General features: G+C 58.4%; 26 protein-coding genes, 5 tRNA genes and 1 pseudogene. 11 read left to right on the top strand and 21 right to left on the bottom strand.

Translation table 11 applies throughout. The annotated features are described in order from the left end of the window. Nucleotides 1-7: 7 nt before the first annotated feature. The 5 genes from flgD to ACTJK7_RS22315 all read right to left on the bottom strand — a co-directional run bounded on the left by flgD (nt 8) and on the right by ACTJK7_RS22315 (nt 3,650). Nucleotides 8-736 carry a flagellar hook assembly protein FlgD gene (gene flgD / locus ACTJK7_RS22335; protein ID WP_064383587.1) on the bottom strand — a complete coding sequence of 243 codons (729 nt, stop codon included), beginning with the start codon at nt 734-736 and terminating at the stop codon, nt 8-10. Nucleotides 737-751: 15 nt separating this feature from the next. Beyond that, nucleotides 752-1,195, bottom strand: a complete 444-nt coding sequence (gene flgC, locus ACTJK7_RS22330; RefSeq protein ID WP_007960329.1) for a flagellar basal body rod protein FlgC — start codon at nt 1,193-1,195, stop codon at nt 752-754. A 3-nt stretch (nt 1,196-1,198) separates the two neighbouring features. Then, nucleotides 1,199-1,606, bottom strand: a complete 408-nt coding sequence (gene flgB, locus ACTJK7_RS22325; protein ID WP_007960328.1) for a flagellar basal body rod protein FlgB — start codon at nt 1,604-1,606, stop codon at nt 1,199-1,201. 236 nt (nt 1,607-1,842) lie between these two features. After that, nucleotides 1,843-2,670, bottom strand: coding sequence for a protein-glutamate O-methyltransferase CheR (gene cheR, locus ACTJK7_RS22320; RefSeq protein WP_007960327.1), 828 nt, complete (start codon nt 2,668-2,670; stop codon nt 1,843-1,845). A gap of 47 nt (nt 2,671-2,717) precedes the next feature. Beyond that, nucleotides 2,718-3,650 (bottom strand): chemotaxis protein CheV, encoded by a 933-nt coding sequence (locus tag ACTJK7_RS22315; protein WP_201816002.1) that lies wholly within the window; start codon nt 3,648-3,650, stop codon nt 2,718-2,720. Between the two features lie 82 nt (nt 3,651-3,732). Here ACTJK7_RS22315 and flgA point away from each other — a divergent pair, with 82 nt between their 5' ends. The 4 genes from flgA to ACTJK7_RS22295 all read left to right on the top strand — a co-directional run bounded on the left by flgA (nt 3,733) and on the right by ACTJK7_RS22295 (nt 6,373). After that, nucleotides 3,733-4,494, top strand: a complete 762-nt coding sequence (gene flgA / locus ACTJK7_RS22310) for a flagellar basal body P-ring formation chaperone FlgA (protein ID WP_084777063.1) — start codon at nt 3,733-3,735, stop codon at nt 4,492-4,494. Between the two features lie 206 nt (nt 4,495-4,700). Next, on the top strand, nt 4,701-5,027 hold the full coding sequence (gene flgM, locus ACTJK7_RS22305) for a flagellar biosynthesis anti-sigma factor FlgM (RefSeq protein ID WP_007960324.1): 327 nt from the start codon (nt 4,701-4,703) through the stop codon (nt 5,025-5,027). 48 nt (nt 5,028-5,075) lie between these two features. Then, nucleotides 5,076-5,543, top strand: coding sequence for a flagella synthesis protein FlgN (locus tag ACTJK7_RS22300; RefSeq protein WP_011335511.1), 468 nt, complete (start codon nt 5,076-5,078; stop codon nt 5,541-5,543). Nucleotides 5,544-5,638: 95 nt separating this feature from the next. Beyond that, complete coding sequence (locus ACTJK7_RS22295; protein ID WP_085654889.1) at nt 5,639-6,373, top strand: flagellar brake protein; 735 nt, start codon at nt 5,639-5,641, stop codon at nt 6,371-6,373. Nucleotides 6,374-6,432: 59 nt separating this feature from the next. Here ACTJK7_RS22295 and ACTJK7_RS22290 read toward each other — a convergent pair whose 3' ends face one another. From ACTJK7_RS22290 to ACTJK7_RS22275, 4 genes are all read right to left on the bottom strand, one after another. Continuing rightward, nucleotides 6,433-7,791: an MFS transporter gene (locus tag ACTJK7_RS22290; RefSeq protein ID WP_085654887.1), complete on the bottom strand. Its 1,359-nt coding sequence runs from the start codon at nt 7,789-7,791 to the stop codon at nt 6,433-6,435. 68 nt (nt 7,792-7,859) lie between these two features. Then, nucleotides 7,860-9,101 (bottom strand): glutamine synthetase family protein, encoded by a 1,242-nt coding sequence (locus ACTJK7_RS22285; RefSeq protein ID WP_199913033.1) that lies wholly within the window; start codon nt 9,099-9,101, stop codon nt 7,860-7,862. 219 nt (nt 9,102-9,320) lie between these two features. Then, a complete protein-coding gene (locus tag ACTJK7_RS22280) occupies nt 9,321-10,013 on the bottom strand; it encodes a sensor histidine kinase (protein WP_011335515.1) in 693 nt (230 codons plus the stop codon). Beyond that, entirely contained in the window at nt 10,010-11,614 is a 1,605-nt protein-coding gene (locus ACTJK7_RS22275) for a tetratricopeptide repeat-containing response regulator (protein ID WP_064383597.1), read from the bottom strand. The genes ACTJK7_RS22280 and ACTJK7_RS22275 overlap by 4 nt, the downstream gene beginning before the upstream one ends. A gap of 215 nt (nt 11,615-11,829) precedes the next feature. On the opposite strand from ACTJK7_RS22275, the gene ACTJK7_RS22270 reads away from it, so the two are divergent. Then, a complete protein-coding gene (locus ACTJK7_RS22270) occupies nt 11,830-13,212 on the top strand; it encodes a lysozyme inhibitor LprI family protein (RefSeq protein ID WP_440779785.1) in 1,383 nt (460 codons plus the stop codon). Between the two features lie 81 nt (nt 13,213-13,293). Here ACTJK7_RS22270 and ACTJK7_RS22265 read toward each other — a convergent pair whose 3' ends face one another. The 3 genes from ACTJK7_RS22265 to ACTJK7_RS22255 are packed head-to-tail and all read right to left on the bottom strand — an operon-like array spanning nt 13,294 to nt 16,883. Further along, nucleotides 13,294-14,928, bottom strand: coding sequence for a GMC family oxidoreductase (locus tag ACTJK7_RS22265; RefSeq protein ID WP_323151650.1), 1,635 nt, complete (start codon nt 14,926-14,928; stop codon nt 13,294-13,296). Beyond that, entirely contained in the window at nt 14,925-15,479 is a 555-nt protein-coding gene (locus ACTJK7_RS22260) for a sugar dehydrogenase complex small subunit (RefSeq protein ID WP_064383604.1), read from the bottom strand. Before ACTJK7_RS22260 ends, ACTJK7_RS22265 begins: the two co-directional genes overlap by 4 nt. 3 nt (nt 15,480-15,482) lie before the next feature. After that, nucleotides 15,483-16,883, bottom strand: a complete 1,401-nt coding sequence (locus ACTJK7_RS22255; RefSeq protein WP_440779787.1) for a cytochrome c — start codon at nt 16,881-16,883, stop codon at nt 15,483-15,485. A 364-nt stretch (nt 16,884-17,247) separates the two neighbouring features. Between ACTJK7_RS22255 and ACTJK7_RS22250 the strand changes: the two are divergent. Together ACTJK7_RS22250 and ACTJK7_RS22245 are read left to right on the top strand one after the other, a co-directional pair. Continuing rightward, a pseudogene (locus tag ACTJK7_RS22250) lies at nt 17,248-18,030 on the top strand (MCP four helix bundle domain-containing protein); the annotation flags it as partial. Beyond that, on the top strand, nt 18,025-18,888 hold the full coding sequence (locus ACTJK7_RS22245) for a methyl-accepting chemotaxis protein (protein ID WP_419791546.1): 864 nt from the start codon (nt 18,025-18,027) through the stop codon (nt 18,886-18,888). The pseudogene ACTJK7_RS22250 and the gene ACTJK7_RS22245, both read left to right, overlap by 6 nt. A gap of 55 nt (nt 18,889-18,943) precedes the next feature. On the opposite strand, the gene ACTJK7_RS22240 is transcribed toward ACTJK7_RS22245, so the two are convergent. Then, nucleotides 18,944-19,020 (bottom strand) — tRNA-Arg (locus ACTJK7_RS22240). A 283-nt stretch (nt 19,021-19,303) separates the two neighbouring features. Between ACTJK7_RS22240 and ACTJK7_RS22235 the strand changes: the two genes are divergently transcribed. Together ACTJK7_RS22235 and ACTJK7_RS22230 are read left to right on the top strand one after the other, a co-directional pair. Beyond that, nucleotides 19,304-19,531 (top strand): hypothetical protein, encoded by a 228-nt coding sequence (locus tag ACTJK7_RS22235; protein WP_323151648.1) that lies wholly within the window; start codon nt 19,304-19,306, stop codon nt 19,529-19,531. 20 nt (nt 19,532-19,551) lie between these two features. Further along, nucleotides 19,552-19,731 carry a PA3371 family protein gene (locus tag ACTJK7_RS22230; protein WP_064383611.1) on the top strand — a complete coding sequence of 60 codons (180 nt, stop codon included), beginning with the start codon at nt 19,552-19,554 and terminating at the stop codon, nt 19,729-19,731. On the opposite strand, the gene phnN is transcribed toward ACTJK7_RS22230, so the two are convergent. Further along, nucleotides 19,706-20,275: a phosphonate metabolism protein/1,5-bisphosphokinase (PRPP-forming) PhnN gene (gene phnN / locus ACTJK7_RS22225; RefSeq protein ID WP_064383613.1), complete on the bottom strand. Its 570-nt coding sequence runs from the start codon at nt 20,273-20,275 to the stop codon at nt 19,706-19,708. The genes ACTJK7_RS22230 and phnN overlap by 26 nt on opposite strands. Nucleotides 20,276-20,664: 389 nt before the next feature. On the opposite strand from phnN, the gene ACTJK7_RS22220 reads away from it, so the two are divergent. Continuing rightward, entirely contained in the window at nt 20,665-20,991 is a 327-nt protein-coding gene (locus ACTJK7_RS22220; RefSeq protein WP_003178899.1) for an Arc family DNA-binding protein, read from the top strand. A 117-nt stretch (nt 20,992-21,108) separates the two neighbouring features. Here ACTJK7_RS22220 and mgtE read toward each other — a convergent pair whose 3' ends face one another. Beyond that, the gene (gene mgtE, locus ACTJK7_RS22215) at nt 21,109-22,551 is read right to left on the bottom strand and encodes a magnesium transporter (protein ID WP_064383614.1); all 1,443 of its coding nucleotides are present in this window, start codon (nt 22,549-22,551) and stop codon (nt 21,109-21,111) included. Between the two features lie 320 nt (nt 22,552-22,871). On the opposite strand from mgtE, the gene ACTJK7_RS22210 reads away from it, so the two are divergent. After that, the gene (locus tag ACTJK7_RS22210) at nt 22,872-23,390 is read left to right on the top strand and encodes a hypothetical protein (protein ID WP_064383617.1); all 519 of its coding nucleotides are present in this window, start codon (nt 22,872-22,874) and stop codon (nt 23,388-23,390) included. Nucleotides 23,391-23,409: 19 nt separating this feature from the next. Here the strand turns inward: ACTJK7_RS22210 and ACTJK7_RS22205 are convergent. The 6 genes from ACTJK7_RS22205 to ACTJK7_RS22180 form a co-directional block, all read right to left on the bottom strand. Continuing rightward, nucleotides 23,410-23,486 (bottom strand) — tRNA-Arg (locus ACTJK7_RS22205). A 72-nt stretch (nt 23,487-23,558) separates the two neighbouring features. Then, nucleotides 23,559-23,635 (bottom strand) — tRNA-Arg (locus tag ACTJK7_RS22200). 72 nt (nt 23,636-23,707) lie between these two features. Further along, nucleotides 23,708-23,784, bottom strand: a tRNA-Arg gene (locus ACTJK7_RS22195). 107 nt (nt 23,785-23,891) lie between these two features. Beyond that, nucleotides 23,892-23,982, bottom strand: a tRNA-Ser gene (locus ACTJK7_RS22190). A gap of 62 nt (nt 23,983-24,044) precedes the next feature. After that, nucleotides 24,045-24,233, bottom strand: a complete 189-nt coding sequence (gene csrA, locus ACTJK7_RS22185) for a carbon storage regulator CsrA (RefSeq protein ID WP_002554426.1) — start codon at nt 24,231-24,233, stop codon at nt 24,045-24,047. Between the two features lie 186 nt (nt 24,234-24,419). Continuing rightward, nucleotides 24,420-25,661: an aspartate kinase gene (locus tag ACTJK7_RS22180; RefSeq protein ID WP_007951048.1), complete on the bottom strand. Its 1,242-nt coding sequence runs from the start codon at nt 25,659-25,661 to the stop codon at nt 24,420-24,422. Nucleotides 25,662-25,666: the final 5 nt, after the last annotated feature.

Below are 25,666 nucleotides of genomic sequence, written 5' to 3'. Positions count from 1 at the left end.
GTCGGCTCTATATACCAATGGTTTGTACTTTGGACAGGGCGACCGTGCCCTTGCCGGACAGGTTGAGCATCAGCTCGCCGCCGGTCTGGCTGATGGTCACGCTGGTGACCGTGGCGGGCAGGTAGGTCGCCAGGTCGGTCGCGGTGCCGTTGATCGAGGCGTTGGCCTTGACGGTGTAGGTACCGGTTTTCACCAGGTTGCCGTCCTTGTCCTTGCCGTCCCAGGTGAAGCTCGCATTGCCGGCGGCGCGGCTGCCCAGGTCAATGGTGCGAATGGCGGTGCCGCTGCTGTCGGTGATGGTGACTGTACCGCCGGCAATCGACGACGGAACGGTGACCGAACCGGTCATGCCTTTGCTCGGATCGTCCAGCTGAACCGTGTTGGTCTGCACAATCACATTGCGACCCACCAACGACGACGCCTGCAACGCTTGCGACGAGTTGTAGTTGCCGGCCAGCGAACTGACGGTGCTGTTGAGGGTGGTGATCCCCTCGAGGCTGCTGAACTGCGCCAACTGGGCAACGAATGCGCTGTTGTCCTGCGGGTCCAGCGGGTTCTGGTTCTTCAGCTGGGTCACCAGCAGTTGCAGGAACGCGTCCTTGCCCAGGGCCTGGCCGCCGGTCGAGCTGTTGGTGGCCGAAGCGATGCCGCCGGTGGTGGTGCTACTGGTCTTCTTCGAAGAGTTGGCCAGTATGTCGTTCATCGTCAGGCTGCTGGTGGTATCGGTAACACTCATGGCAGTCGCCCCTTATCACTGACCGAGGGTCAGTACCTTCTGCATCATGGTCTTGGCGGTGTTCATCATTTCGGCGTTGGTCTGGAATGACCGGCTCGCGGAAATCATGTCAGCCATTTCTTCCACCACGTTGACGTTCGGGTAGTAGACGTAGCCCTTGGCGTCGGCCGCCGGATGATTCGGCTCGTAGCGCGCTTCGAGGTTGCTCTGGTCTTCGACCACACCCATGACCTGCACGCCCTGACCGGCTGCGTCCTGGTTCTGGAACAGCGAATTGCTGCCGCCGCTCTGGCCGCCCTGGAACATGGTGGCGAACACCGGGTGACGGGCACGATAAGTCTGGTCGATGCTCGACGAGACGGTCTCGGCGTTGGCGATGTTCGAGGCCACGGTGTTGAGACGGGTGGTCTGGGCGCTCATGCCGCTGCCGGCAATGTTGAAAACGCTGGACAGGGACATGGATTACTCTCCGCGCAGGGCTGACACCAGCCCTTTGAATTTGCTGTTGAGCAGGGTGAAGCTGGCCTGGAAGCCGACCGCGTTTTCCGCGTAGTTCGACTGTTCCAGTTGGGCATCCACGGTGTTCTGGTCGATCGACGGCTGCATCGGCGTGCGATACATCAGCGACTCGTCGCCATTGCCCAGGCCTTCAGCTTCGATGTGACGGCTGTTGGTCATGTTCAGGGCGATGGTGCCGTTGGCGTTCTTCTGGCTCTGTGCTTCGAGCACTTTGGAGAACTCCAGATCCCGCGCCTTGTAATTCGGGGTGTCGGCGTTGGCGATGTTGTTGGCCAGCACTTCGGCACGCTGGGCGCGGAAGCCCAAAGCCTTTTCGTGAATGCCGAGCGCTTTATCGAAGCTGATGCTCATGTCGGGAACCTTCAGGTGACCGGATTTTTCGTAACAGGGGTATAGCAAGCGTCGTGCCAGTTTTAGAAAGCCCCGGATTACGGGGCTTTGCACGGAACCGGCAACGCGGCGATGCCAGAAAAGCGGCAACCGGTTTCCGCCGGATGCCGCTTTTCTGCCGCCTGCCACCGGCAAAACCTTCAGGCATAAAAAAACGGGAGCCCCTGAGGACTCCCGTTTCTTGTGTCGCCGGTGTTTCACTTCGCCTGGTAGATGATCCCCGGGCTGCACTGAACCATCTGGTAATGATCCGGCAGACCGTTCAGCGCTTCCGAAGCGCCAAGGAACAGATATCCGCCCGGCTTCAGCGTGCTGTGGATGCGCAACAGGATGTCTTTCTTCACCTCGGCGGAGAAGTAGATCAGCACGTTGCGGCAGAACACGATGTCGAACTTGCCAAGGCTTGCGTAGCTGTCGAGCAGGTTGAACGAGCGGAACTCCACCCGGTTCTTGATCGGCGCCTTGATCACCCAGCGCCCCGGCCCTTTCGGGTCGAAGTAACGCTGCAGACGATCGGCGGACAAGCCACGGCCAATCGCCAGGCTGTCGTACTCGCCGGTCTTGCAGTTGGTCAGCATGCTGCCGGACAGATCAGTGGCGACGATCTGCACGCCCATCTTCAACTGGCCGATGTTGGTCCGCTCGAACTCGTCGATCGACATCGACAGTGAATAGGGTTCCTGACCCGACGAGCAGGCCGCCGACCAGATCCGCAGACGCTGATTGGGAGCGGCCTTGATCGCTTCGGGCAGCACCTTGTTCTTCAAGACTTCAAACGGATAGGTGTCGCGAAACCACAGGGTTTCGTTGGTCGTCATGGCATCGACCACCTGCTCGCGCAAACCGCTGCGCGGCTGGGTCTGGATGCGCTGTACCAGCTCACCCAGGGACTTGATGCCTTGCTGCTCCATCAGTTTGTTGAGACGGCTCGACACCAGATATTGCTTGTTTTCACCGAGCAAAATGCCACAGGCTTTTTCCAGGAAGACCCGGAACTGTTCGAAATCCAAATTACCCGTAGACAAATGATGCCGCCTCTTAAATCGTGTTGAACGCCGAGGGCAGAAGGCCCTTAGCTGATATCTGCTGCTTTGATCCGGTCGACTACCCGGGATGCCAGGTCATCAGGACGGAACTTGGCCAGGAAGTCATCGGCACCGACTTTCTTGACCATCGCCTGATTGAACACACCCGACAACGAAGTATGCAGGATGATATGAAGCTTTTGCATGCGAGGGTCGCTGCGGATCTCGGCCGTCAGGGTATACCCGTCCATCTCCGGCATTTCGATGTCGGAGATCATCATCAGGAACTCTTCTTCCGGCCTCTTGCCCTCGTCGACCAGCTTGCGCAGGTAATCCAGCGCCTGCCTGCCGTCGTTCAACGCCACCACTTCGACGCCGACCGTCTGCAGGCAACGCGTCACCTGCTTGCGCGCCACCGACGAGTCATCGACCGTCAGCACCCGCAGCGACAACGCCTTGCTCTGGGTCTCGACATCCACCACGCCGACCGAAATCGCTTCCGGCGTCGGCGCGACTTCCGCCAGCACCTTCTCGACGTCGATGATTTCGACTAACTGATTGTCGACCCGAGTCACAGCGGTCAGGTAATGATCGCGTCCGGTACCCTTGGGCGGCGGATGAATCTCTTCCCAGTTCATGTTCACGATACGTTCCACCGAGCGCACCAGGAAACCCTGGGTCTTGGTGTTGTATTCCGTGATGATCACGAACGGACTGTTCTTGTCTTTCAAAGCACCGGAGCCGGTCGCCATCGCCAGATCAAGGATCGGAATGGTCGCCCCCCGGATATTCGCCACCCCGCACACGACAGGACTGGACTTGGGCATCAGCGTCAGTTGCGGGCACTGCAGCACTTCCCGAACCTTGAACACGTTGATCCCGTAGAGCTGCTGGCCGTCGAGACGGAACAACAACAGCTCCAGGCGATTCTGCCCCACCAGTTGCGTGCGCTGGTTCACCGAATCCATTACACCAGCCATGCCCAGACTCCTACACCAACGCCAAGTGTTGTTGCGACGCACATTCATTGCTAAACGGCACGGCGCTTGCTTTTTAACTCGTATGAACGCTCAAACGACATTTTTCCGACGCCTGACATCTCCCCTCCGCAGAGGGCTTTGCGCCATGTCCGCCGTTTGCCTGTTTTTCGCTGGCAGCCCTGCCATTGCTGATGCGGTTACCTTGCCTGACATGCTTATCGGCGTCACTCAGGGCTTTCTTGAATTCACCGTAGAAGACTATCTGGCTACCAGTCAAACGGAAGGCCGTTATGAAATCGAGGTCAACCAGCTCGATCCGCGCATGCGCATGCCTATGTGCGACAAGGAATTGACAGCGACACTGGAGAGTCCGGCACGTCCTTTGGGCCGTGTCACGGTGAAGGTCCGCTGCGAAGGCGCCTCCCCCTGGACGGTGTTCGTGCCCGCTCAAGTCCGCCTGTTTCGCGAGATTGTCACCACCACGCGGCCACTCAAGCGCGCCGGCATCATCGAGCCGCAGGACGTGACCTTGCGCGAGCGCGACGTCAGCACGATCAACCAGGGTTTCCTGACGTCGGTGGATGAAGCCATCGGACAGAAATTGACCCGACCAACGGTCGCCGATCAAGTCATTACCCTGGTGCATCTGGAACAGGCGGAAGTGGTTCGCAAGGGCGACCAGGTGGTGATCACCGCCCGCAGTGGCACCCTCGCCGTGCGCATGCCGGGTGAAGCCCTGGCCAACGGCGGCCTCAAGGAACAGATTCGCGTGAAAAACCTCAATTCCCAGCGGGTCATCAAAGCGCAGGTTGTGGCGCCTGGCCAGGTGGAAGTGGCGATGTGACCGCAGGCGTGAGCGGGAATATGAGCGGATATTTGAAAAGCCCCTGAGCGTTTGGCAGAAAACTGGCGCTGACCCGAGCTGTTCCCTAAACTGTGCCGCAGCAGGATCTGCAACGGCGCATGCAAGCTCATTGCTAAATGAGCCTAAAGTTTTCCAGGGGATGGCCGAGAACATGGCAAGCGTCCAAATTCCCAGAGGTTTTTAACATGGTCATCGATTTCAGCCGTTTGAACAGCTCCTCGTCACTTACGGGCAGTACACGTACCAGCAACGCCAAGGAAACCGCCGAAACCGGCACCTCCGCGCCGCTGAATACCCCGGCCGAACAGGCCAGTACCGCAAAAAGCGGGGAATCGGTACACCTCAGCAATGAGGCTCAACAGTTGCAGAAGGTCACTGACAAGCTGCGCGATCAGCCTGCCGTCGACAAAGCCCGTGTGGCCGAATTGAAAGCAGCGATTGCCGATGGCAGCTATAAAGTCGACAGCAACCGTGTAGCCAGCAAACTGCTCAACTTCGAAGCCCAGCGCTAGGCCTCGGTCTGCGCCAGGCTTTTGGACGCTTAAAACCCAAGGCCAGCCATGCACGACACTAATTTATTGCAACTGATCATCGACGACTTTGCTCCAGCTCAACAATTGCTGGAGTTACTGCAAACCGAGTCCCTCGCCTTGCACGGTCGCGACATGCCTCTGCTGGAAGAAATTCTGGCGAACAAGCAGGCATTGATCATTCTGCTCGAACAGCATGGCCGCAAACGCAGCGAAATTCTCGCCAGCCTCAACCTGTCGATCGACCGCGCCGGCCTGGAACAACTGGCCAGCCAGTCGAGCATCGGCGACCAGTTGCTGAGCCAGAGCGATGTCCTGACCGACCTGATCGCCCAGTGCCAGGCAGCGAATGCCAGGAATGGCCAATCGATCGTCATGCAGCAGGCCGCCACGGCCAATCAGCTGAAAATCCTCACCGGCGGCGAGCCTCCCGCGCTCTACGATGCCAGTGGCACCTTCTCCAAACTGCAGAAACCACGCGCGCTCAGCCAGGCGTGATGCTTTCTTCCATGCTTGCGCCCTATCAACGTGCGAAACATGCTGGCAAAATACTGGCCAGCCGTAGTCAAATTTTGTCTGGAGATTGATTTAACGTGTCCAACGATGACGCTCCGCAGCCCCCAAAGGTGCTCACCACGCCCCTGGAGATCTCCAGCAACCTGCGCCAGCTGCAAGAGAGCCATGATCCTCTGATCATCACCTTCCACGAGCGCAGCCAGCGGTTCCAGAGCTACCTGATCAAGGTTGACCGGGAAGCCGCCACGATTGCCCTGGACGAGATGATCCCGCGCGATGGCGAACGCTTCCTGCTCGCCGGTGAGCCGTTCAAGGTCGAAGGTTTCCATGACGGCGTGCGCATTGCCTGGGAATGCAACGGTACGCTGGACATCAAGGACTCCGACGGTGACCGCTTTTATATTGGCGAGATGCCAACCGAAGTGGTTTATCACCAGCGCCGCAATGCCTTCCGAGCCGCTTTGAAACTGACCGACCTTGTCAGCGTCGAACTGGGTGGCGAAAAGCTCAAGTCGCCTATCGGCGGCAAACTGCTGGATATCTCTGCCACCGGTTGCAAGCTGCGTTTCGAAGGCGACATCACCGACCGCCTGCAACTGGGCCAGGTCTATGATCGCCTGATCGCCGCGCCGTTGTTCGGCAACCAGCCAACCTCGGTCGAACTGCGTTACCTGCACTTCGAAGAAAAACTCAACATCACCTTCGCCGGCCTGCGCTTTCACAACATCAGCGGCCCGGCGGCCCGCAACGTCGAGCGTTTCGTTTATCAACTGCAACGCGAAGCGCGTCGGTTCGATAAAGACGACCTCTGATCGGCAAGCATAAAAAACGGGCAGTCACTGCGGTGACTGCCCGTTTTTTTATGCCCGAATCAAGGCCTGGCGGTGCTGATGTCCGGCCCCTCGCCCTCGACTGTCGAGTCGGTTGGCGCGACAGGTTCTGGCTCAGGCTCAGGCTCTGGAGCGACCGTATTCTGCATCTGCTCCTGCACCACTTGCTCATCGACCCGCGGGTCAAGCGCCGCCACCAGCGGTGAACTGGACATGCTGTCCGGCATCGCCACGTGATGCAGCGGCGCATCGTCGACCTGGTGCAGATTGGTCACGGCTTTCGGCCGGATCCGCCACACCAGCACCAGCGCGAAAAAGGTGAAGAATGCATACAGACTCTGCGGCCCGAACAGCTTCATCAACACCCCCGCCGCCAGCGGGCCGACGCTGGCACCCACGCCGTACGTGACCAGCAACATCGCCGTCAGCGACACCCGGCGCTCGCCTTCGACGTGATCGTTAGAGAACGCCACCGCCAACGGATACAGACAAAACTGCACCAGCGAACACAAGAAGCCGACCACGAACAACACCTCCAACGGCACCTGCGGCAGGATCGCCAGCGGTAATGCAGCAACCGCCAGGAACAGCGCAAAGCAACGGATCAACAGCGCCCGGTCATAGCGGTCGGACAACCAGCCCAACGGCCACTGCACCACCAGCCCGGCAAAGATGCAGCTACCCATGAACAGACCGACCTGCTCGGTGGACAGCCCTTGCTGCGAGGCATACAACGGCGCCAGACCGTAGAACGAACCGATGATCAGCCCTGCCCCGAGCACCGTACTCAGCGACTGCGGCACGCGCTTGATAAAGAAGCGCGGCTCCATCGGCGCCGGATGCAGCGGCGCCGGGTGAATCCGTCGAGTCAGCGCCACCGGCACCAGACACAGGGCAAAACACAATGCGACCAGCATCAGCAGTTCCAGGCCAAGGCCCGGGTGCATGACCAGAATCAACTGACCGAGCACGAGCCCCAGATACGACGCGATCATGTAGCCACTGAACACCAGACCGCGCTGATTGGCGTCGGCCTGCTCGTTCAGCCAACTCTCGATGACCATGTACTGGCACATCATGCCGAGGCCGACGATGGTCCGCAGCACCAGCCACGCCGGCAACCAGTCCACCAGGCCATGACCGAGCACCGCCGCACCGACGATCCCGGCACACGCCGAGTAGGCACGGATATGCCCGACCCGGGCAATCAAGCGGTGACCGATCTTGCCGCCCAGCACCAGACCAAAATAGTTGGCGGCCATCAACGCACCGACCCACAACCCGTCGACATGGTCGGCAGCCAGACGCAAAGCCAGATAAGTAGAAAGAAGGCCCGAGCCGATCAACATCATCAGCGAGGCGAAATACAGCGCTCGAAAGGATTTCCAGATTTGGCGCATCGGCGTTCCGAGCGGCTCCTTGCAGTAAGTATCGGGCTATCAAACGATAGCCCGACGGCGACATTTCGTCAGGCCTGGGCTGCTAGAACACGGCGTTCCCAGGGAGTGATTTCATCAAAGAAGCTGGTCAACTCCATGGTCTTCGAAGCGATGTAGCCTTCGATGAACTCCGTGCCGAACAGTTCCTTTGCAAGCTGGCTGCGTTTCAGACGTTCGAGCGCCGCGTGCAAGGTACACGGCAGCGAAAGATTGTCCGGCACTTCGAACTCGCCCTGAATCGCTTCGCTTGGTTCGAGTTCATGCTCGATGCCGTACAAGCCGGCGGCCAGGCTCGCGGCAATCGCCAGATACGGGTTGGCATCGGCCCCCGGCAAACGGTTCTCGACCCGACGCGCGACCGGCGAACTGGCCGGAATACGCAGGCCGGCAGCGCGGTTGTCGTGGGACCAGCAGGCATTGTTCGGCGACGCAAACGGATGGCACAGGCGCTGGTAGGAATTGACGTTCGGCGCAAACAGCGCGGTGAAATCAGCCATGCCCGCCTGCTGCCCGCCGATGAAGTGGCGGAACATCGCGGTTGGCTGACCGTCCGCGTCGCTGAACACATTCTTGCCACTGCCGATCTCGACGATGCTCTGGTGAATGTGCATCGAACTGCCCGGCGTGTGCGCCAGCGGCTTGGCCATGCACACCACGGTCAGGCCGTGCTTGAGCGCGACTTCCTTGAGCAGATGCTTGAACAGGAAGGTCTGGTCGGCCAGCAACAGCGGATCACCGTGCAGCAAGTTGATCTCGAACTGGCTGACGCCCATTTCGTGCATGAAGGTGTCACGCGGCAGACCAAGGGCCGCCATGCATTTATAGACTTCACTGAAGAACGGCCGCAGACCGTTGTTGGAGCTGACGCTGAACGCCGAATGACCGTCCTCGCGACGACCGTCGAGACCGACGGGCGGCTGGAACGGCTGGTTCGGGTCGGTGTTCGGCGCGAACACAAAGAATTCAAGTTCGGTCGCCACCACCGGCGCCAGCCCGAGAGCTGCGTAGCGGGCAATGACTTTCTTGAGCTGACCTCGGGTCGACAGGTTGGAGCTTTCACCGGTCAGCTCGTCGGCATCACAGATTGCAAAGGCCCGCGGCTCATCACTCCATGGCAACGGATGGATCTGCGCAGGATCGGCCACCAGCGCCAGATCACCGTCATCGCTGCCATAGAATTTTGCGGCGGGATAGCCGCCCATGATGCATTGCAGCAGCACCCCTCGGGCCAACTGCAAACGCCGCCCTTCGAGGAAGCCCTCGGCGGTCATTACCTTGCCCCGTGGCACGCCGTTCAAATCCGGCGTGACACATTCAATCTCATCAATGCCCGTCAATCGCTGCGCGAGTGAACGCTGGCCATCGGTTGTCATGACGCAATCCTTGTTATTGTGCGAGCCGCGAACGGCGACCCGGACAAAATAGGCTTCGGCTGTTCGGAATATCAAGCAGCAGCCAACAAAAAGAATTCCGGTCGATGAATCCGTGATTCAGGGCAGGTAAATACTGAACACGCCGCCGCCCAACGGGCCGCCATTACGGATCTCGGTCCGGCCGCCAACACCGTTGCGCTGATGCAGCGCGGCGATACGTCCGGCGAAGTACAGACCGAGGCCGGTGCTGCCACTGCTGTGGTTGATGCCCTGCACGTAATCGGACTGACGTTCGAGCATTTCGGCCGGGTAACCGTCGCCGTCATCGTTGATGCTCAGCACCAATTGCCCGGCTTCGTCGCTGACGGTGATCAGCAGCGATTCGCGGGCGTAGCGGATCGCGTTGTTGATGCAATTGCCCAGCACCGAGGCGATCAGTTCGCGATCGAAGAAGCCCAGGGGACTGAGCGGATCGACTTCGTAAGTGGCGATGATTCCACGGCTGGCGAACACGTCCTGATGCGCCGCCAGTTGCGCCTCGATGAAGTCGTCCAGCTCGTGATAAGCCGGCTGCAACGGCATCTGATTGACCCCGAGCTTGTACAGCCCGAGCAGCTGCACCAGCATGCCGTTGAGATGGGCGAACTCGAAGTCGATCACGCCCTGCTCCGGCCCTTGGCGCTGGGCCTCGGGCAGGCGCGCCAGCCATTGGCTGTGGGCCTGCATCAGCATCGCCAGAGAGTTCTTCATGTCGTGCACGGTGGAGGCGATCACCGTGGAAAAATCCAGTGCCTGCTCGTCTTGGTTCATTCGCCAAACGCCTTGCTTTTCAGCTTCTGATAACGCGGATAACGCGCGTCGGTATCGGGCATCATGCCCACCAGTTTCAGGCAGGCCCGGCATTCTTCCAGCTCCGCCGACGGCACATTGGTGTCGGTGCCGTGCAGCAGCGACTGGGCCATGTTCAGCGCGATACTGATGTTCTTCGGTTGCATCTTCAGCGCCTTGCGGAACACCTCGCGGGCCTCGACCAGATTACCGGTCTTGTACACGCGCACGCCCTGCCGGTTGAGATCGGCGGCAGCGTTGCTGGAGCTGAGAATAGTCGGGTCGTCGGTGAGCTTGGCGATGTCTTTCATCACCGTCGGGTCATCACCGTAGATTTCTGCGCAGCTCTTGAGCATCGAAGTGCCCGCCTCGGCCTGGCCGAGCATCTGCAATTGCTTGGCGACCAGCAACGCCGCCTCGGGGCTCATGAACTGCTCCATGCCGTCGAGGCGCATCAGCGCTTGCTCGGTGAGTTTCTCGGCGGTCTCGGCATCGTTGAGCAACAGGCTCGTGGCTTTCATCAGACGCGCACGAATCTGCAGGCCCGGATCGGTCGGGTTTTCCTTGGCCACGGCGCTGAGGGTGGTGTTGATCTCCAGCCGCGTACGGGTGTCGAGCCCGCGTTCGCTGCCTTTGCTGATCAGCGCGTGGGCCAGGCCGAGATTGCTTTCCGGATCCTTGAACCGCGATTGCGCGCCCTGATTCACCGCCTGGCGATAAGCCCGGGAAGCCGTCTCGAAATCTTCGTTGGCCATCGCCAGCTTGCCCAGCAACGCCTGACGGCGCACGGCCAGCGGCGACAGTCGAATCGCCTCTTCCAATACCTGTTGAGCACCTTTGGTATCGCCTTCGGCGACCAGCACATCGGCCATCCCGTCATACAACGCCGGCATCATCGGGAAGACCTTCAGGGCTTTTTCGTAAACGCCCTTGGCCTGACTGACCTGCCCGCGCTTGAACAGCAACTTGCCCAACCCGGCAAACGCCCACGGCAATGGCCGGTCGGCGATGATGCTGTCGTAGAGGCGCTCGAGCGCTTCGTTCTGGTTCATGTCGCGCAAGGCATCGGCGCGATAGCGCAGACACAGCGGCGAATAACGGATGTCCTGTTTGCACAGGGCGATGCAGGCGTTGAGCACCTCGACCGGTTTACCACGGTCGAGGGCTTGCAGGATCGGCTTGAGCAGGGTCTTGCGCTGCTCCAGACGCTCCAGGCGCTGAGCCAGGCCAGAGCGGTTGAACGGTTTGGTCAGGTACGCGTCCGGCTCGTGCTCCAGGGCACTGAGCACCATCGCCTGACTGGTCTCGGCCGTGACCATCACGAACACCGCTTCGTGACTGATCAGCTTCTCCATCATCAGGTCTTCCAGCACCTGCTGACCGTTCTTCTTGCCGTCACCGAGGTGGAAGTCCTGAAGGATGAAATCGTAGGACTTCTGCGCACACATTTTCAGCGCCTGCTCACCGGTGTCGGCGGTGTCCACATCCTTGACGCCCAACTCGCGCAACATCGAACGCACGGAACTGCGGAAATCCGAGAAATCATCGACGATCAGAAAACTCTTTTGGTGATACGACAGCATCGAGGATTTCCAGGCAATTGAAGAAGATGGACCATTTCCAGGCGCGCAGATGATAGCTGCCGGCCAAATGCTATCAAGCGATTTCGCGCGACTCTGTAGTCACCGAACGGGTTATCGGCCGGATCAGCGGTTCTCTTGAAGCGGGGGTTCAAGATTCGTTGCGCAAGGATTACCCTGCGCGGCGGTTCACACCTTCCAACGGCAAAGGATTCATCGTGTACATCAAGGGACGCTACATCGTGTCGGCCTGTGCGCTGCTGTTTTTTCAGCAGGCAGTGGCGAGCGGAATGGACTGCACAAAGGCGGCGAGTGCTGTGGAGAAGGCGATTTGCGCGGACAAGCCTTTGTATGAGGTGGATGCGCAGATGGGGGCGGCTTATCGGAAGCTGATGAATGCTGCCCCGGCGCAGGCCGGAGTGAAAAACGCCCAGCGCCAGTGGCTGAAGGAGCGTGATCGATGTGGCGAAGAGGTCAGCTGCCTGAACCAGCGTTATCAGGATCGTTTGCAGGTCTTGCACGCTCAGTGGATCGACGCGGTGGCCTACAAGCCGGACGACATTGATAAACAGGTCATGGAGGATCTGCAGCAACGGGTTCGGGAGATGAGCAAGGAGAGTCCGGAGTTTGCGCTGGAGCGGGCGCTGGATTCTCTCTCAACCGACGACGGCGAAACTTCGTTCTCCGGTGATCCCAGCGACGACAACACTTACGATCAGACCTTGTTTCCCAAAAGCATTCCCAAGGGTGTAACCCCGAATGAATGGAAGGCGCTTAAAGCTTCCGGTCTTGACGCTGATGCCGAGCAGGGCCAGGCGAATTACTCATTGATAGACCTTAACGGCGACGGTCAACGGGATCTGATCGTTTCAACCTACACCGGTGGTACAGGCCTCTTCAGCTTCTATGAAACCTTCCGTCGCGATGGAGAACGGTTCACCAGAAGACTGGCGCCCTATGATCCGGACGCCAGCGCCGGCAGCTCGTTGTTCTCCACCAATGATCGAGGCGCCAACCAATCGGCAGCCTGGATCAAATCTCATGGAAGGATGTATCTCGCCTATCGCAACGGGTCATACGGTGTCGATCAGATCTACCTGCTCAATCCCCTGAAGATCAACAGCCAAATACCAACAGTGACGGTTCAGTATGACTACAAGTTGATCGTGCCGAGCAATCAATACTCCGAGGAAAGCAGTACCAGCTACGTACTGGACCCAGTCTTGCGAAAAACTCTCATAAAAGCCCTGACCCAATCGGGTGCGGGTAAACCTCAACAACCCAGCCAACACAAAGGCCCCCTCTGCCCCATTCCTGCATCGGGCTCGGGTGACGATGATTATTACAGTTACGGCGCAGGTTACTACGCAGTAGAAACCGTCATGGACTTGCCAGTTTTCATCGACAACGAGTGCTTCATCGCAAGGCTGAACAATTGGTTTGGTAGTTACAGCGAGAAAGACGGATTGCCCGCCTTGCTGACTTTGCGCAAGCCTGGGTCTCAGGATCCCGAACGGGGCTTCTCAGTCAACGGCCGCCGACATTTCATGAACGTCACAACCTCGATTGGAAAGGCAGAGGGTGGAGCTGAAATTTTCTAGCCTTTCCTCCTGCAAGATTGAAAGACACAAAAAAGCCCCACCAGACACCTCTGCGTGGGGCTTTGTACCTCAGGGCGCTTCTCAGACCTCCGCCACCAACACATCGGCAATCCGAATACTCAACGCCGCACCTGTCAGCGTCGGGTTCACGCAGGAGGACGATGGCATGACGCTCGTGCCTGCGATGAACAGGTTGGAATGGTCGTGACTGCGGCAATCGCGGTCCACCACCGAGTCTTTCGGGTCATCGCCCATGATGGTGGTGCCCATGATGTGCTGACGGTTCTGGAAGCCCGTGTCGGTGCTGAGGATGTCGGCGTCGAGCAGTTTCGCAAACTGTTTGAAGTCTTCCAGCGCCTTCTCTTTACCGGCGTGCCAGTAGTCGGGAACGCTGTAGTAGATCTCGGGAACCGGCAGGCCGATGGCGTCGAACTTGGTCTTGCTCGGGGTGACCCGATTCTCCGGCAGTGGCAGGGTTTCGAAGTCGACAGCCCAGTTCAGGGAGCGCGCCGATTGCAGGCGGATCTGCTCATCGAGCTTCGAGCCCAGGACACCTTTGGCGATCAGGTTCGAGGTGATTTGCGACGTCGGCACGGTGTTGCGCACCTTGATCTTGTAGCTCGGATAATCGTTGCGAAACGCGCCATCGCGGCTGTTCAGATAGACCAGCAATTGCGTCGGCCCTTCGCCCGGCCACATGTCTTCCTTGGTCATGACGTTCATGCTGATGCCGGTGTGGTCCATCAGGTTGCGCCCGACCTGATCCGACGAGTTGGCAATCCCGTTCGGATACTTTTCCGAGGTCGACATCAACAGCAGCTTCGGCGACTCGATACCGTATGCCGCCAGTACAAATGCCCGGGCGGTCAGTTTGTGTTTGGACTTGTCGGGGCGCATGTACCAGATCGCGGTGATCTTGCCGTCGTCGCCCGCCTCGATCTTGTAGACGACAGAGTTGTCCAGCACCTTGGCGCCATGGCGCTCGGCTTCATCAATGTGCATCGAACCGTCGTACTTGGCTGCAATCGGGCACACCGGGTTGCAGTTGTTGTTGCCGGCACAGGGAGGCCGTTTGCCATAGGGACGGGTCGCCCGGCCATTCGGCTCGAGGATTGGGTTATACCCGCCCTTGCTGAGCAATTCGGAAAGGCGTTTGAACATGTAGCTCGGCTTCAGGCCCTCCATCGGATAGGGAATCGAGCGCGGCGGATAGGCGTCCCCGCCCTGCCCGCTTTCGTCCTGGCCGTCGACACCGGAAACGCCCAGTTCGACTTCAGCTCGAGCGTAATACGGTTCCAGTTCGTCATAACTGATGGGCCAGTCACGACCACGGCCATACAGCGACTTCAGACGAAAATCGTTGGGCAGCATGCGCCACAGCGAGGAACCGAAATGCCAGGTGGTGCCACCTACCACACGCAGATAAGAGGTGTTGTATTTCACCGGCCCTACCTGCTGCAAATAGTCGCCATAAGTAGAGGGCGCGTGGGGCAGGCTCGGATAAGGCGACCCGGCGCCCTGCAGCTTGGCATTGGCCAGCGAGAGTTTCACCGGAGCATTGCGGAACGTTTCCACCACATCACGGCGATTCACCCGAGGCCCGGCCTCGAGCACGATCACCGACTTGTTCGCTTTGGCCAGGCCCGTGGCGATCAGACCGCCCATGACACCAGAACCGATGATCACCACATCGGCATCGAATTGATCGCTGCTCATACTGTCGAGTCCTGAATGACTGCTGGTTTGGGACCCCATGAATCCGGGCCGCCACCGTAGGTTGGAATGATGAGAATGCCGTGAGTGGGCTGATACATCATGGCGAGGGAATAGCTGATCAGCTCGGCATCCGCTGGCTCACCGACGATGCCCAGATACCAGGCGGAAATGATGCTGGTGGCCGTGGCCCGCAGCGACGGATCCGGGTTCGGCTGCGCCAGGTATTCATCGACATGCCTGTAGCCCTGAGTGCTGATCAATTGCTTCAGGGCAATCACGTTGGTCGAGAAATTCGGTGCGCGCTTGTCCAGCGCAGCGTAGTAACGACCGGCCAGAACCGGATTGACCGCACGGCTGACCAGAAACTGCGACAGCGCAATGAAATCGTCACTCGAAACCTGCGCTGCCAGCACCGACTGCCAGGGCAGCGCACTGCCGATCATCGCGGCCAGGCCCAGCGTCACGGAACCGCGCAACAGATTGCGGCGAGTGAGCCCCGCCGAGCTTTCGGTTTGATTTTTTACGTGTTTGTGCGTCATTGAAGTGTCCATTGCTCAGGCCTCCTTGCGCCGACGTGCAATCAAGGCCCATGCGCCCAGGCCGATCAACAAGCACACGAGAATGATGACCGGGATCGTAAACTTCGACATCACTGCCAGTGGCGCCTGGGGCCCACCGTTGCGTACCTGTGCCACATCGGCGGCGGTGACAACCGCGTCGGCATTGCCGTAGCGCGACAGCACGTAGTTGCTGACATCGGCAATCTGCTGGTCGTTCAGGCGGTCGGTGAACAGCGCGTCAGGGCCGAAACCCGGCATGTCGATGGCCACACCGTCGACTTCACGATGCACGCCATACACGATGGCCGCGATCAGGTTGTCGCTGCGACTGGTGGCAGTGTTGTGAAAAAGCGATGGGTATTCTCGTGTGCCCTGACCGTTCGGCTGATGGCAGTTGGCGCAAGTGCCACTGAAAACGTGCCAGCCCGGGTTGTCCCCGGGTTTGCCTCCGCGCAGCGTCAATTCGTCGACCGAAGCCTGACCGTACTCGTGCCGGGCCTTGCTCTCCCCGGTCTTGATCGGCGTGGTCTGCAGCAGGTAGGCCGCGATGGCTTTGAGATCCACATCGCTCAGATGCTGCAGACTGTTCTCCACCGCCTCGGCCATCGGCCCCGCCGCCTGAGCCTTGCCCTCGACGTGTCCGGTACGCAGATAGGCCACGATCTCGTCACTTGACCAGGCCCCGATGCCGCTGACTTTGTCGGAGGTGATATTGGGGGCATACCAACTGCCCAGCGATCCGCCGGCCAACGGTTTTGCGCTGTCGGCCGCCATCAGGACATTGCGCGGCGTGTGGCAGGTGTCGCAGTGAGCCAGGCCGTTGACCAGATAGTCGCCGCGATTGACCTCGGCGGACTTGGCCGGATCCGGCGTGAAGCGTGTTTTGCTGTGGAACAGCGCGTTCCAGCCAATCATCGATGCACGGATATTGAACGGGAAATCCAGTGCGGTTTTCTGGTTCGGCGTATCGACCGGCATCACTTCGTGCATGAAGTAGTCGTAGAGCGCAGCAATGTCGCTGTCGGTCATCTTCGAATAAGAGGTGTAGGGCATCGCTGGGTAAAGCCGAGTGCCATCGGCCGCCACCCCGTCACGCACCGCGCGGGCGAATTGCTCTGAGGTGTAATTGCCGATACCCGCCGTTTTCGAAGGCGTGATGTTGGTCGAGTAGATCGTGCCCATCGGCGAACTGAGCGGATAGCCGCCCGCAAAAGCCTCGCCGCCTGGCGCCGTGTGGCAAGCCACACAGTCAGCCGCTACCGCCAGACGCTTGCCCACCGACGCGGTGCTGTCGAGCCCCTCGCCATGCGCTGCCCCGGCCGTGGCGATCAACAGCGTCACCCATCCGGCAAAGGCGTACCCCTTGCATTTCCCTTTATCAATGCGACGCGACATGAGTCCTACCCTAGGCTGCTTCGTTCTTTTTTTCACGGTTCTGGAAATCACGAACACAGTGTCCTCGTCATCTTGAGCGACAAGGACGAAGAGGTACGATGTCGTACGTATTTTTTGGAATATTCCACACAATGTAACACTTGGCAATAAATAGAAAAGGCCAAGTGCCATATTTTGTATGTATGTGCTGAGTGCTCTAAACCGATGGTTACAAGGGATTTCATGCAGAATATATTTACGTTAGAAACAACTGGTAACCCTACAGTTGTGGACTCCGCAGCCGAAAGATGTACGACGACACGCCATTTTCTTACGAGCTGCACTCGATGTTGTCCCGACCCCCACACGTCAGCAGGATGCCCTTATGAGTTGGTTGAATGACGCAAGACTTTCCACGAAATTGATCACGGCCTTCGCCGCGTGCGCCTTCATCACCCTGGGGGTGGGCCTGCTGGGAAGCCGGGGAGTGACCGAGCTATCGGCGAGCCTTAGATCGGTGTTCGGCAACAACCTTGTCGCTGTCGCCAACATCGCGCAGACCAAAATCAAGGCCGTCGGACAGACCCGTGACATGTATCGGCTTTACGTCGCCACTGCGGCCAATCTGCCACAGAGCACCAAAGACGAATTCCTCGCCTCGATGAGCGCGAACCAGTTGGCGAGTGAAAAAGCCTTTGCCGAATATCGAAAAACCAAGCTTGCCGACGACGAACGTGCAGCAGGTGACCGAATGGAAAAAGCCTGGCCCGTTTACCAGGCGATCGTGCAAAAGTATCTGGCCCTGATGAAGGCCGGCGACCTGGAAAACGGCCGCGAACTGCTGCTCGGCGACCTGCAAAAGAACTACCGCGTCGTCATGGACGAATTGACCATCATGACCAACTCCAACGATATGCAAGTCAGCGAAGCCGCAAAGCGATCGGTTCTGACGGAGTCGTCCGCCAAGACGTCGCTGTACATCGGCATCGTGCTGGCCTTCGTCGCTGCGATTTTGCTCGGCCTGTTCATCAGCCGACTGATCAGCCGCCCCATCTCCAAAGCCGTTGAAAGCGCCCGAAGCATCGCTGGGGGAGACCTGACTCAAAACATCGTCAGCACCGGCCGCGACGAGGCCGGCCAGTTGCTCACGGCCCTGGCCGAGATGCAGGGCAGTCTGAAAGGCACTATTCAGCAGATCGCCAACGCGGCAGATCAACTGGCTTCAGCTGCCGAAGAACTCACCGCCGTCACCGACAACGGAAGCCGTGGTCTGATCCGTCAGAACGACGAGATCCAGCAGGCAGCGACCGCTGTCACGGAAATGACCTCCGCCGTGGAGGAAGTCGCGCGCAATGCGGTATCCACCTCCGAGGCCTCCCAGACCACCAGCCGGGAAGCCAGCAATGGACGCGATCAAGCGCGAAACGCCGTTGCCGCGATCAACCATGCAACCACGGAAATCGCCACCTCCACCACCATGGTCAAGGACCTGGCGGAGAAAGTTCGAGACATCGGCAAGGTGCTGGATGTGATCCGGGGAATTGCCGAGCAAACCAATCTTCTGGCGCTTAACGCCGCCATCGAGGCTGCACGCGCGGGTGAGCAAGGTCGAGGTTTTGCCGTGGTCGCCGACGAGGTACGAGCCCTGGCGGCAAGGACCCAGGCTTCGACGGGGGAAATCGAAGGCATGATCAACGACGTGCGTAACAGTGCAGACGAAGCCGTCGGCGCCATGGGGAAAAGCCAGGCGCTGGTCAGCGAAACCCAGTCACTGGCGCAAGCGACCGGCCAGGCACTGGAGCTGATTGCCGACGGCATTTCGCAGATCAATGATCGCAACCTCGTCATCGCCACGGCCTCGGAAGAACAGGCACACGTCGCTCGCGAAGTGGATCGTAATCTGGTGAACATCCAGGATTTGTCCACCCAAACGGCAGCAGGTGCGCATCAGACCAGCGCTTCGACCCAGGAACTGTCCAACCTGGCGGCGTCCTTCAACACGATGGTCAGTCGCTTCCGCTTATAAAATGGCGACAACAAAAAGCCCCGCCAGATCACTCTGCGCGGGGCTTTTCAATAGATGGTGTCCCAGGGCAGGTTCGAACTGCCAACCTTCCCCTTAGGAGGGGGATGCTCTATCCAATTGAGCTACTGGGACACAGGGCTGTCGGTGCGACAGACGGCGTGCATGTTAACGGTCGGGCCCTGATTTGTCATGTCGTCCGCAGGGCTTTTTAAGTGTAGGCAGGCGTCTTGCAAGGGTGCCGGACGTTTTACCGTGCAATTTGCATCTCCGCAAAACGCCATCATTGCAGAATGCAATGCGCCCTCTTCTAAAAATCCATTTAAATGCTTGTTTTTAAAGGACTTAACAGCAGTTAGACTATTGGCACGGCGGCTGCTTTACCGGTTCTATAAAAGAACATTCGGAGACTCGTCTCATGAACAGCGCCCTCGTCCTCGCAAACGTAATCGCACTGGCTGTTCTCGTGGGCTTTCACTTCCTCCCCGAGGACAACGAGAAAGTGGCCGGGCGCATGCCACATTACCTGCAAGTGCAGAAAGCGCCCCAATGGGCGGTATTGAGCGATCAGCGCTCCGCCCCGCAAGCGGTCAGCGAGTCTGAACAGGTGTTGCCGGCGCAGTCGACTGAACGTCTGGTTTTTTGAAATATCTTCAGGAGTACAGCATGTCCAAGTCAGCCGCAGGATTTCTGATCCTCGCCTTATTGAGTGGCCTCGGGCACTTTTCGCTGTTCGAGGAAACCGAAATATCCCTGCCTCTGATCGGGTGCGGCGTGTTTTCGACGCTGTTCGTATTGGCGCTGGTGGCCGGGCGCAAGATCAAGTTTGATCCTGTACTGCGCTGACCCTGACCAGCTTCAGCAGCTGATTGACCGCATCCGCCAGGTCACCCGAATTGTCGATCAGATGCACAGGGCTGTCAGTTGAACGCCGGTCCTTGAACAGCGCGTTACGGGCCAGTCTCGCATCGATCTGTTCAAGCGTCTCCCGGCCACGCCGGAGCAGCCGCTCCCGCAAGACGTTATCTCGCACCGTCAACAACACCGGCACCAGCGTCGGGTAGCTTTCCAGCGCTTGCCGAAGGTTCGCCCGAGAGCCGTTCACCAGGACGTGCTTACCGGCTTTCAACCATTCATCCATTTCCGCCGCAATACCATAGGCGAGACCATTGGCCTCCCACGCCAGCGAAAACTCGCCGGCGCGCTGACGTTGCTCGAACTCCTGAGGCGTCACGCCGATCGCATCCTCGCCCACGGATTCAGCAGAACGGGTGATCACTCGCCTGATGATTTCGCAGTTCAACGCCCGTAAGGGTTCACGCGCAGCCTCGATCAGACTGTCCTTGCCGGAGCCGGAAGGCCCCATAAGGTAAATCAGCCTGCCATCCATCCTGAAAACGCCCTCCGGCGGGCATTTGCCCCTAGTAAATCGGCCATTTGCCACTATCCTGTACAAGGTAAGGAACAACGATTCAACCCGCATAGCATGCACGTTCTGACGCCCTCGGGCATCAGTCAACGTGTTTCAGGACGCGGTCAGCAATACGGACTGATGCTTTCTTTTCAAACCAGTCCGCATTTCTGATAATTGGTGCTGGCATTACGCCTTTACCCGGATCAATATTTGTCACAGAATTGACGCCAATGATCTGGCAATTTTGAGGCATGATGCGCGCCTCTTAACAATTCAGGTTGAACCATTTGGCGCGGATGCTTGTCCTACCACACATCCTGCGGCCAATCCCGAGAACCGCTCCCCTGAACTAACCGGTTAAATATATGCGCCCATTGAAACAGGCAATTTATTCCAGCCGTACGGCTGACAAGTTCGTCGTACGTCTGCCAGACGGAATGCGTGAACGCATTGCCGAGGTGGCTCGCAATCATCATCGCAGCATGAACTCCGAGATCATTGCGCGCCTTGAGCAGAGTCTTATTCAGGAAGGTGCACTGGGCGAAGAGCTGAGCATGCGCCTAGACAGCCCGGAGCTGTCGCTGCACGAGCGCGAGCTGCTGCAACGCTTCCGTCAACTCTCCCATCGCCAGCAGAACGCGCTGGTTTCTCTGATCGCCCACGACGCCGAAATGGCTGCAGACGCATCCTGAGTCAAACCGAACATCTCAAGCCAGCATGAATGCTGGCTTTTTTTTTGCCCGCAATTGGGGCTTCTCACAGACAAAAAACAGCCCGCCAATTGGCGGGCTGTTTTTTTATGCAGTCGGTCAGAGCAGGAAAATCGTCGCCAACCCGAGGAAGATGAAGAAGCCACCACTGTCAGTCATGGCCGTGATCATCACACTTGCACCCATCGCCGGATCGCGGCCCATCTTCGCCAGAGTCATCGGGATCAACACCCCCATCAAAGCGGCAAGTAGCAGGTTCAACGTCATGGCAGCGGTCATCACCACGCCCAGCGACCAGCTGCCATACAGCAAGTAAGCCACCACACCGATCACCCCACCCCAGACCAGGCCATTGATCAACGCCACGGCCAGCTCTTTGCGCATCAGGCGCGAGGTGTTGCCAGTGCTGACCTGATCGAGCGCCATGGCACGAACGATCATGGTGATCGTCTGGTTGCCGGAGTTGCCGCCAATGCCCGCCACGATCGGCATCAGCGCCGCCAGGGCCACCAGCTTCTCGATCGAACCTTCGAACAGACCGATCACCCGCGATGCGACGAATGCCGTGATCAGATTGATCGCCAGCCACGCCCAACGGTTGCGCAGGGACTTCCAGACCGAAGCGAAAATGTCTTCTTCTTCGCGCAGACCCGCCATGTTGAGGACTTCGCTTTCGCTCTCCTCACGAATCAGGTCGACCATTTCATCGATGGTCAGACGGCCGATCAGCTTGCCGTTCTTGTCGACCACCGGGGCCGAGATCAAGTCGTAACGTTCGAACGCCTGAGCGGCGTCGTAGGCGTCTTCATCCGGGTGAAAACTCACCGGATCACTGGCCATGACTTCGGAAACCTGTTTCTCCGGGTCATTGACCAGCAAACGCTTGATTGGCAGCACGCCCTTGAGCACGCCGTCGTAGTCGACCACGAATAGTTTGTCGGTATGGCCCGGCAGCTCTTTCAGGCGACGCAGGTAACGCAGAACCACTTCGAGACTGACATCCTCACGGATGGTCACCATCTCGAAGTCCATCAGCGCGCCGACCTGCTCCTCGTCATAGGAGAGCGCCGAACGCACTCGCTCGCGTTGTTGCTGATCCAGAGTCTCCATCAGCTCATGGACGACGTCTCGCGGCAGCTCGGAGGCCAGGTCAGCAAGTTCGTCGGCATCCATGTCCCTGGCCGCAGCCAGGAGCTCATGATCGTCCATGTCGGCGATCAGCGTTTCACGGACGGAATCGGATACTTCGAGAAGAATGTCGCCGTCGCGATCGGCCTTGACCAGTTGCCAGAGCGTCAGACGATCGTCCAGAGGCAGGGCTTCAAGAATGTAGGCGACGTCGGCGGAGTGCAGATCATCGAGCTTGCGTTGCAACTCGACGAGGTTTTGCCGGTGGACCAGGTTCTCGACCCGGTCATGATGCGGGCCTTCCTGGCGATGAGTCAGGTCTTCGACGACCCGCTGGCGCTGCAGCAGCTCGACCACCTGAGCCAGGCGATCCTGCAGGCTTTCCTGTGTTTTCTTTACTTCGATTTCGGACATAGGCGAACTCCACTCCCAGCAGCGGGGCACGCCGGAAGGATCAATCAGTCAATTCATGATTGGTGAAACGGGTTACTGAATAACTACTGGGTAAGTCCATGGAGGTTTTCCATAAGCCCCGGCGGGGCTGACGGGCGCAATGATACACCGCCTGACGGTTTTAAACGTTAAAAAATCGTGGCTGAAACAAGCGCTTGCGAGACAAAGCTGAGCGCTGTCCTGATCCTTCACAGTGCGACGACTCATCCTGAAAAGAAAACACACCGCCAGTGAAAAAACTGCCGGCTACGCTTGAACAGGATCGTCATGGAGGACGCCGAATGCCATCGAAAACATCCCGATTCATGCTGACCACTCTGCTCTGCCTGCCCACCATCGGGAGCACAACCACACTTCATCGCTGCGAAGCTTCTGATGGCAGCGTCACGTTCACCACATTGAGCTGTGCGAACGATGAACACCTTTCATTGCAGGAAGTGCACCCCTATTCGCCCGGCTCGACCGTGACACTGATACCCGAAGCCCGGCACGAAGAAACATCGGGTATGAATATCAGAAAAAGAGAAATGGCCGTCGTCGGTCGCACTCACGATAAATGTGGAGATCTGATCGACGCGCGACAGAAGCGCGAGGCAATCATCAATCAACGAATCATCGCCGGCATGAGCCAACAGGATGTGGAAAGCGCCCTCGGCAAACCCGACAAGGTAAGCATCCGCAATTCGGCAACGAGTTATCGTTACGACCTCAAGCGGGGCCGCAGTGCTCAAATCGATTTTGATGAAAAAGGATGCGTGACGGGAAAAGCCAAATCCCGGACAGCAAAAAGCCCGCGCTAAACGCGGGCTTTTCGGTATATGGTGCACTCGACAGGATTCGAACCTGTGACCGCTCGGTTCGTAGCCGAGTACTCTATCCAGCTGAGCTACGAGTGCAATTTGTGTTTTTAGACCAGACCACAACTGGCTGTAACCAAGTCATCCGCATTGCTGCAACTGACTCTTAAATGGTGCACTCGACAGGATTCGAACCTGTGACCGCTCGGTTCGTAGCCGAGTACTCTATCCAGCTGAGCTACGAGTGCATTCTGTGTTTTTAGACCAGATCACAACTGGTTGAAGCCGAGTCATTTACATCGCTGCAACTGACTCTTAAATGGTGCACTCGACAGGATTCGAACCTGTGACCGCTCGGTTCGTAGCCGAGTACTCTATCCAGCTGAGCTACGAGTGCATTTGTTGCGCCGCATTATAGCCCGTCTAATCTCTATTCCAACCACTTTTTCTATAAATTTCAACAACTTACAGAAAAAGCCAGATTACAACGTACTAAGCAAATAATGGCGGAGAACGGGGGATTCGAACCCCCGACACCCTTTTGAGGTGTACTCCCTTAGCAGGGGAGCGCCTTCGGCCACTCGGCCAGCTCTCCGCAACACGGGGCGTATATTAACCACCTTCTTCCCCGTTTGCAAACATAAAAATCGATAAAAATTAATGGCTTGGTTCTTCGTCCTTCTCTTTCTTTATACGCAGATAGATTTCTTCACGGTGCACGGCCACCTCTTTCGGGGCGTTGACGCCGATACGCACTTGATTTCCTTTAACGCCGAGCACGGTCACGGTGATTTCGCCATCACCGATAATCAGGCTTTCTGCGCACCGACGAGTCAGAATCAGCATACCTTTCTCCTCACGCGAATCATTTCAGGGACAACAGTCTGCAAAAAAAAGGCACCCGACCTACAACCGGAGCGATCGTAGCCCTACATGCCTGAGTATTGACCAGCGCGAGCAAAAGAACAGTTCGGGGCTCGCGCCATTCAAAAAATAAAGGGCGCGGTCAGACCGCGCCCTTCAGACAACGCATCACTCGCCCTGACGGGCCGGAGCGTCGAGTTCGAAAGCCGTGTGCAGGGCGCGCACGGCCAGTTCCAGGTACTTCTCTTCGATCACCACGGAAACCTTGATTTCCGAGGTCGAGATCATCTGGATGTTGATGCTTTCTTTTGCCAGGGATTCAAACATGCGGCTGGCCACGCCTGCGTGGGAACGCATGCCGACGCCGACGATCGAGACCTTGGCAATCTTGGTATCGCCAACCACTTCACGGGCACCGATCTCGCGAGCGGTGTTTTCCAGCACGGTTTGCGCGGACTGGTAGTCGTTGCGGTGCACGGTGAAGGTGAAGTCGGTGGTGTTATCGTGCGCGACGTTCTGCACGATCATGTCGACTTCGATGTTCGCGGCACTGATCGGGCCGAGAATCTTGAACGCCACGCCCGGGGTGTCTGGCACGCCACGGATGGTCAGCTTGGCTTCATCGCGGTTGAAAGCGATGCCGGAAATGATCGGCTGTTCCATGGTTTCCTCTTCATCAATAGTAATGAGGGTGCCCGGACCCTCCTTGAAGCTGTGCAGTACGCGCAGCGGAACGTTGTACTTGCCGGCGAACTCCACCGCGCGGATCTGCAGCACCTTGGAACCGAGGCTGGCCATTTCCAGCATCTCTTCGAAGGTGATCTTGTCCAGACGCTGAGCCACCGATACCACGCGCGGGTCAGTGGTGTAGACACCATCGACGTCGGTATAGATCTGGCATTCGTCAGCCTTCAGCGCAGCGGCCAGCGCCACGCCGGTGGTGTCGGAACCGCCACGACCCAGGGTCGTGATGTTGCCGTGCTCGTCGACGCCCTGGAAACCGGCGACCACCACCACGCGACCGGCTTTCAGGTCACCGCGAATCTTCTGGTCATCAATCTGCAAGATACGCGCTTTATTGTGCGCGCTGTCCGTCAGGATCCGCACCTGGTTGCCGGTGTACGACACCGCCGGTACACCGCGCTTGATCAGCGCCATGGCCAACAGGGCGATCGTCACCTGCTCACCGGTGGAAACGATCACGTCCAGCTCACGGGGAACCGGTTGATCTTCGCCACTGATTTGCTTGGCCAGATCGATCAGACGGTTGGTTTCGCCGCTCATTGCAGACAGCACAACCACCAGGTCATCGCCGGCATCGCGGAATTTCTTAACCTTGTCGGCGACCTGCTCGATTCTCTCGACAGTGCCGACCGAGGTGCCTCCAAATTTCTGTACGATCAAAGCCATTTCAA

The organism is Pseudomonas sp. 22085, from assembly GCF_052045815.1.
Taxonomy (GTDB): Bacteria; Pseudomonadota; Gammaproteobacteria; order Pseudomonadales; family Pseudomonadaceae; genus Aquipseudomonas; species Aquipseudomonas glycinae.
The sequence above is the reverse complement of the archived record's forward strand: the minus strand, read 5'-3'. Positions and strand labels throughout refer to the sequence as shown.

Bases quoted from the DNA above. Each gene is read 5' to 3' on its own strand.
- flgD (WP_064383587.1), bottom strand. From the start codon at position 736: ATGAGTGTTACCGATACCACCAGCAGCCTGACGATGAACGACATACTG.
- flgC (WP_007960329.1), bottom strand. From the start codon at position 1,195: ATGTCCCTGTCCAGCGTTTTCAACATTGCCGGCAGCGGCATGAGCGCC.
- flgB (WP_007960328.1), bottom strand. From the start codon at position 1,606: ATGAGCATCAGCTTCGATAAAGCGCTCGGCATTCACGAAAAGGCTTTG.
- ACTJK7_RS22315 (WP_201816002.1), bottom strand. From the start codon at position 3,650: ATGGCTGGTGTAATGGATTCGGTGAACCAGCGCACGCAACTGGTGGGG.
- flgA (WP_084777063.1), top strand. From the start codon at position 3,733: ATGAACGCTCAAACGACATTTTTCCGACGCCTGACATCTCCCCTCCGC.
- flgM (WP_007960324.1), top strand. From the start codon at position 4,701: ATGGTCATCGATTTCAGCCGTTTGAACAGCTCCTCGTCACTTACGGGC.
- ACTJK7_RS22300 (WP_011335511.1), top strand. From the start codon at position 5,076: ATGCACGACACTAATTTATTGCAACTGATCATCGACGACTTTGCTCCA.
- ACTJK7_RS22290 (WP_085654887.1), bottom strand. From the start codon at position 7,791: ATGCGCCAAATCTGGAAATCCTTTCGAGCGCTGTATTTCGCCTCGCTG.
- ACTJK7_RS22285 (WP_199913033.1), bottom strand. From the start codon at position 9,101: ATGACCGCCGAGGGCTTCCTCGAAGGGCGGCGTTTGCAGTTGGCCCGA.
- ACTJK7_RS22280 (WP_011335515.1), bottom strand. From the start codon at position 10,013: ATGAACCAAGACGAGCAGGCACTGGATTTTTCCACGGTGATCGCCTCC.
- ACTJK7_RS22275 (WP_064383597.1), bottom strand. From the start codon at position 11,614: ATGCTGTCGTATCACCAAAAGAGTTTTCTGATCGTCGATGATTTCTCG.
- ACTJK7_RS22265 (WP_323151650.1), bottom strand. From the start codon at position 14,928: ATGAGCAGCGATCAATTCGATGCCGATGTGGTGATCATCGGTTCTGGT.
- ACTJK7_RS22260 (WP_064383604.1), bottom strand. From the start codon at position 15,479: ATGGACACTTCAATGACGCACAAACACGTAAAAAATCAAACCGAAAGC.
- ACTJK7_RS22255 (WP_440779787.1), bottom strand. From the start codon at position 16,883: ATGTCGCGTCGCATTGATAAAGGGAAATGCAAGGGGTACGCCTTTGCC.
- ACTJK7_RS22245 (WP_419791546.1), top strand. From the start codon at position 18,025: ATGCAGGGCAGTCTGAAAGGCACTATTCAGCAGATCGCCAACGCGGCA.
- ACTJK7_RS22235 (WP_323151648.1), top strand. From the start codon at position 19,304: ATGAACAGCGCCCTCGTCCTCGCAAACGTAATCGCACTGGCTGTTCTC.
- ACTJK7_RS22230 (WP_064383611.1), top strand. From the start codon at position 19,552: ATGTCCAAGTCAGCCGCAGGATTTCTGATCCTCGCCTTATTGAGTGGC.
- phnN (WP_064383613.1), bottom strand. From the start codon at position 20,275: ATGGATGGCAGGCTGATTTACCTTATGGGGCCTTCCGGCTCCGGCAAG.
- ACTJK7_RS22220 (WP_003178899.1), top strand. From the start codon at position 20,665: ATGCGCCCATTGAAACAGGCAATTTATTCCAGCCGTACGGCTGACAAG.
- mgtE (WP_064383614.1), bottom strand. From the start codon at position 22,551: ATGTCCGAAATCGAAGTAAAGAAAACACAGGAAAGCCTGCAGGATCGC.
- ACTJK7_RS22210 (WP_064383617.1), top strand. From the start codon at position 22,872: ATGCCATCGAAAACATCCCGATTCATGCTGACCACTCTGCTCTGCCTG.
- csrA (WP_002554426.1), bottom strand. From the start codon at position 24,233: ATGCTGATTCTGACTCGTCGGTGCGCAGAAAGCCTGATTATCGGTGAT.
- ACTJK7_RS22180 (WP_007951048.1), bottom strand. From the start codon at position 25,661: ATGGCTTTGATCGTACAGAAATTTGGAGGCACCTCGGTCGGCACTGTC.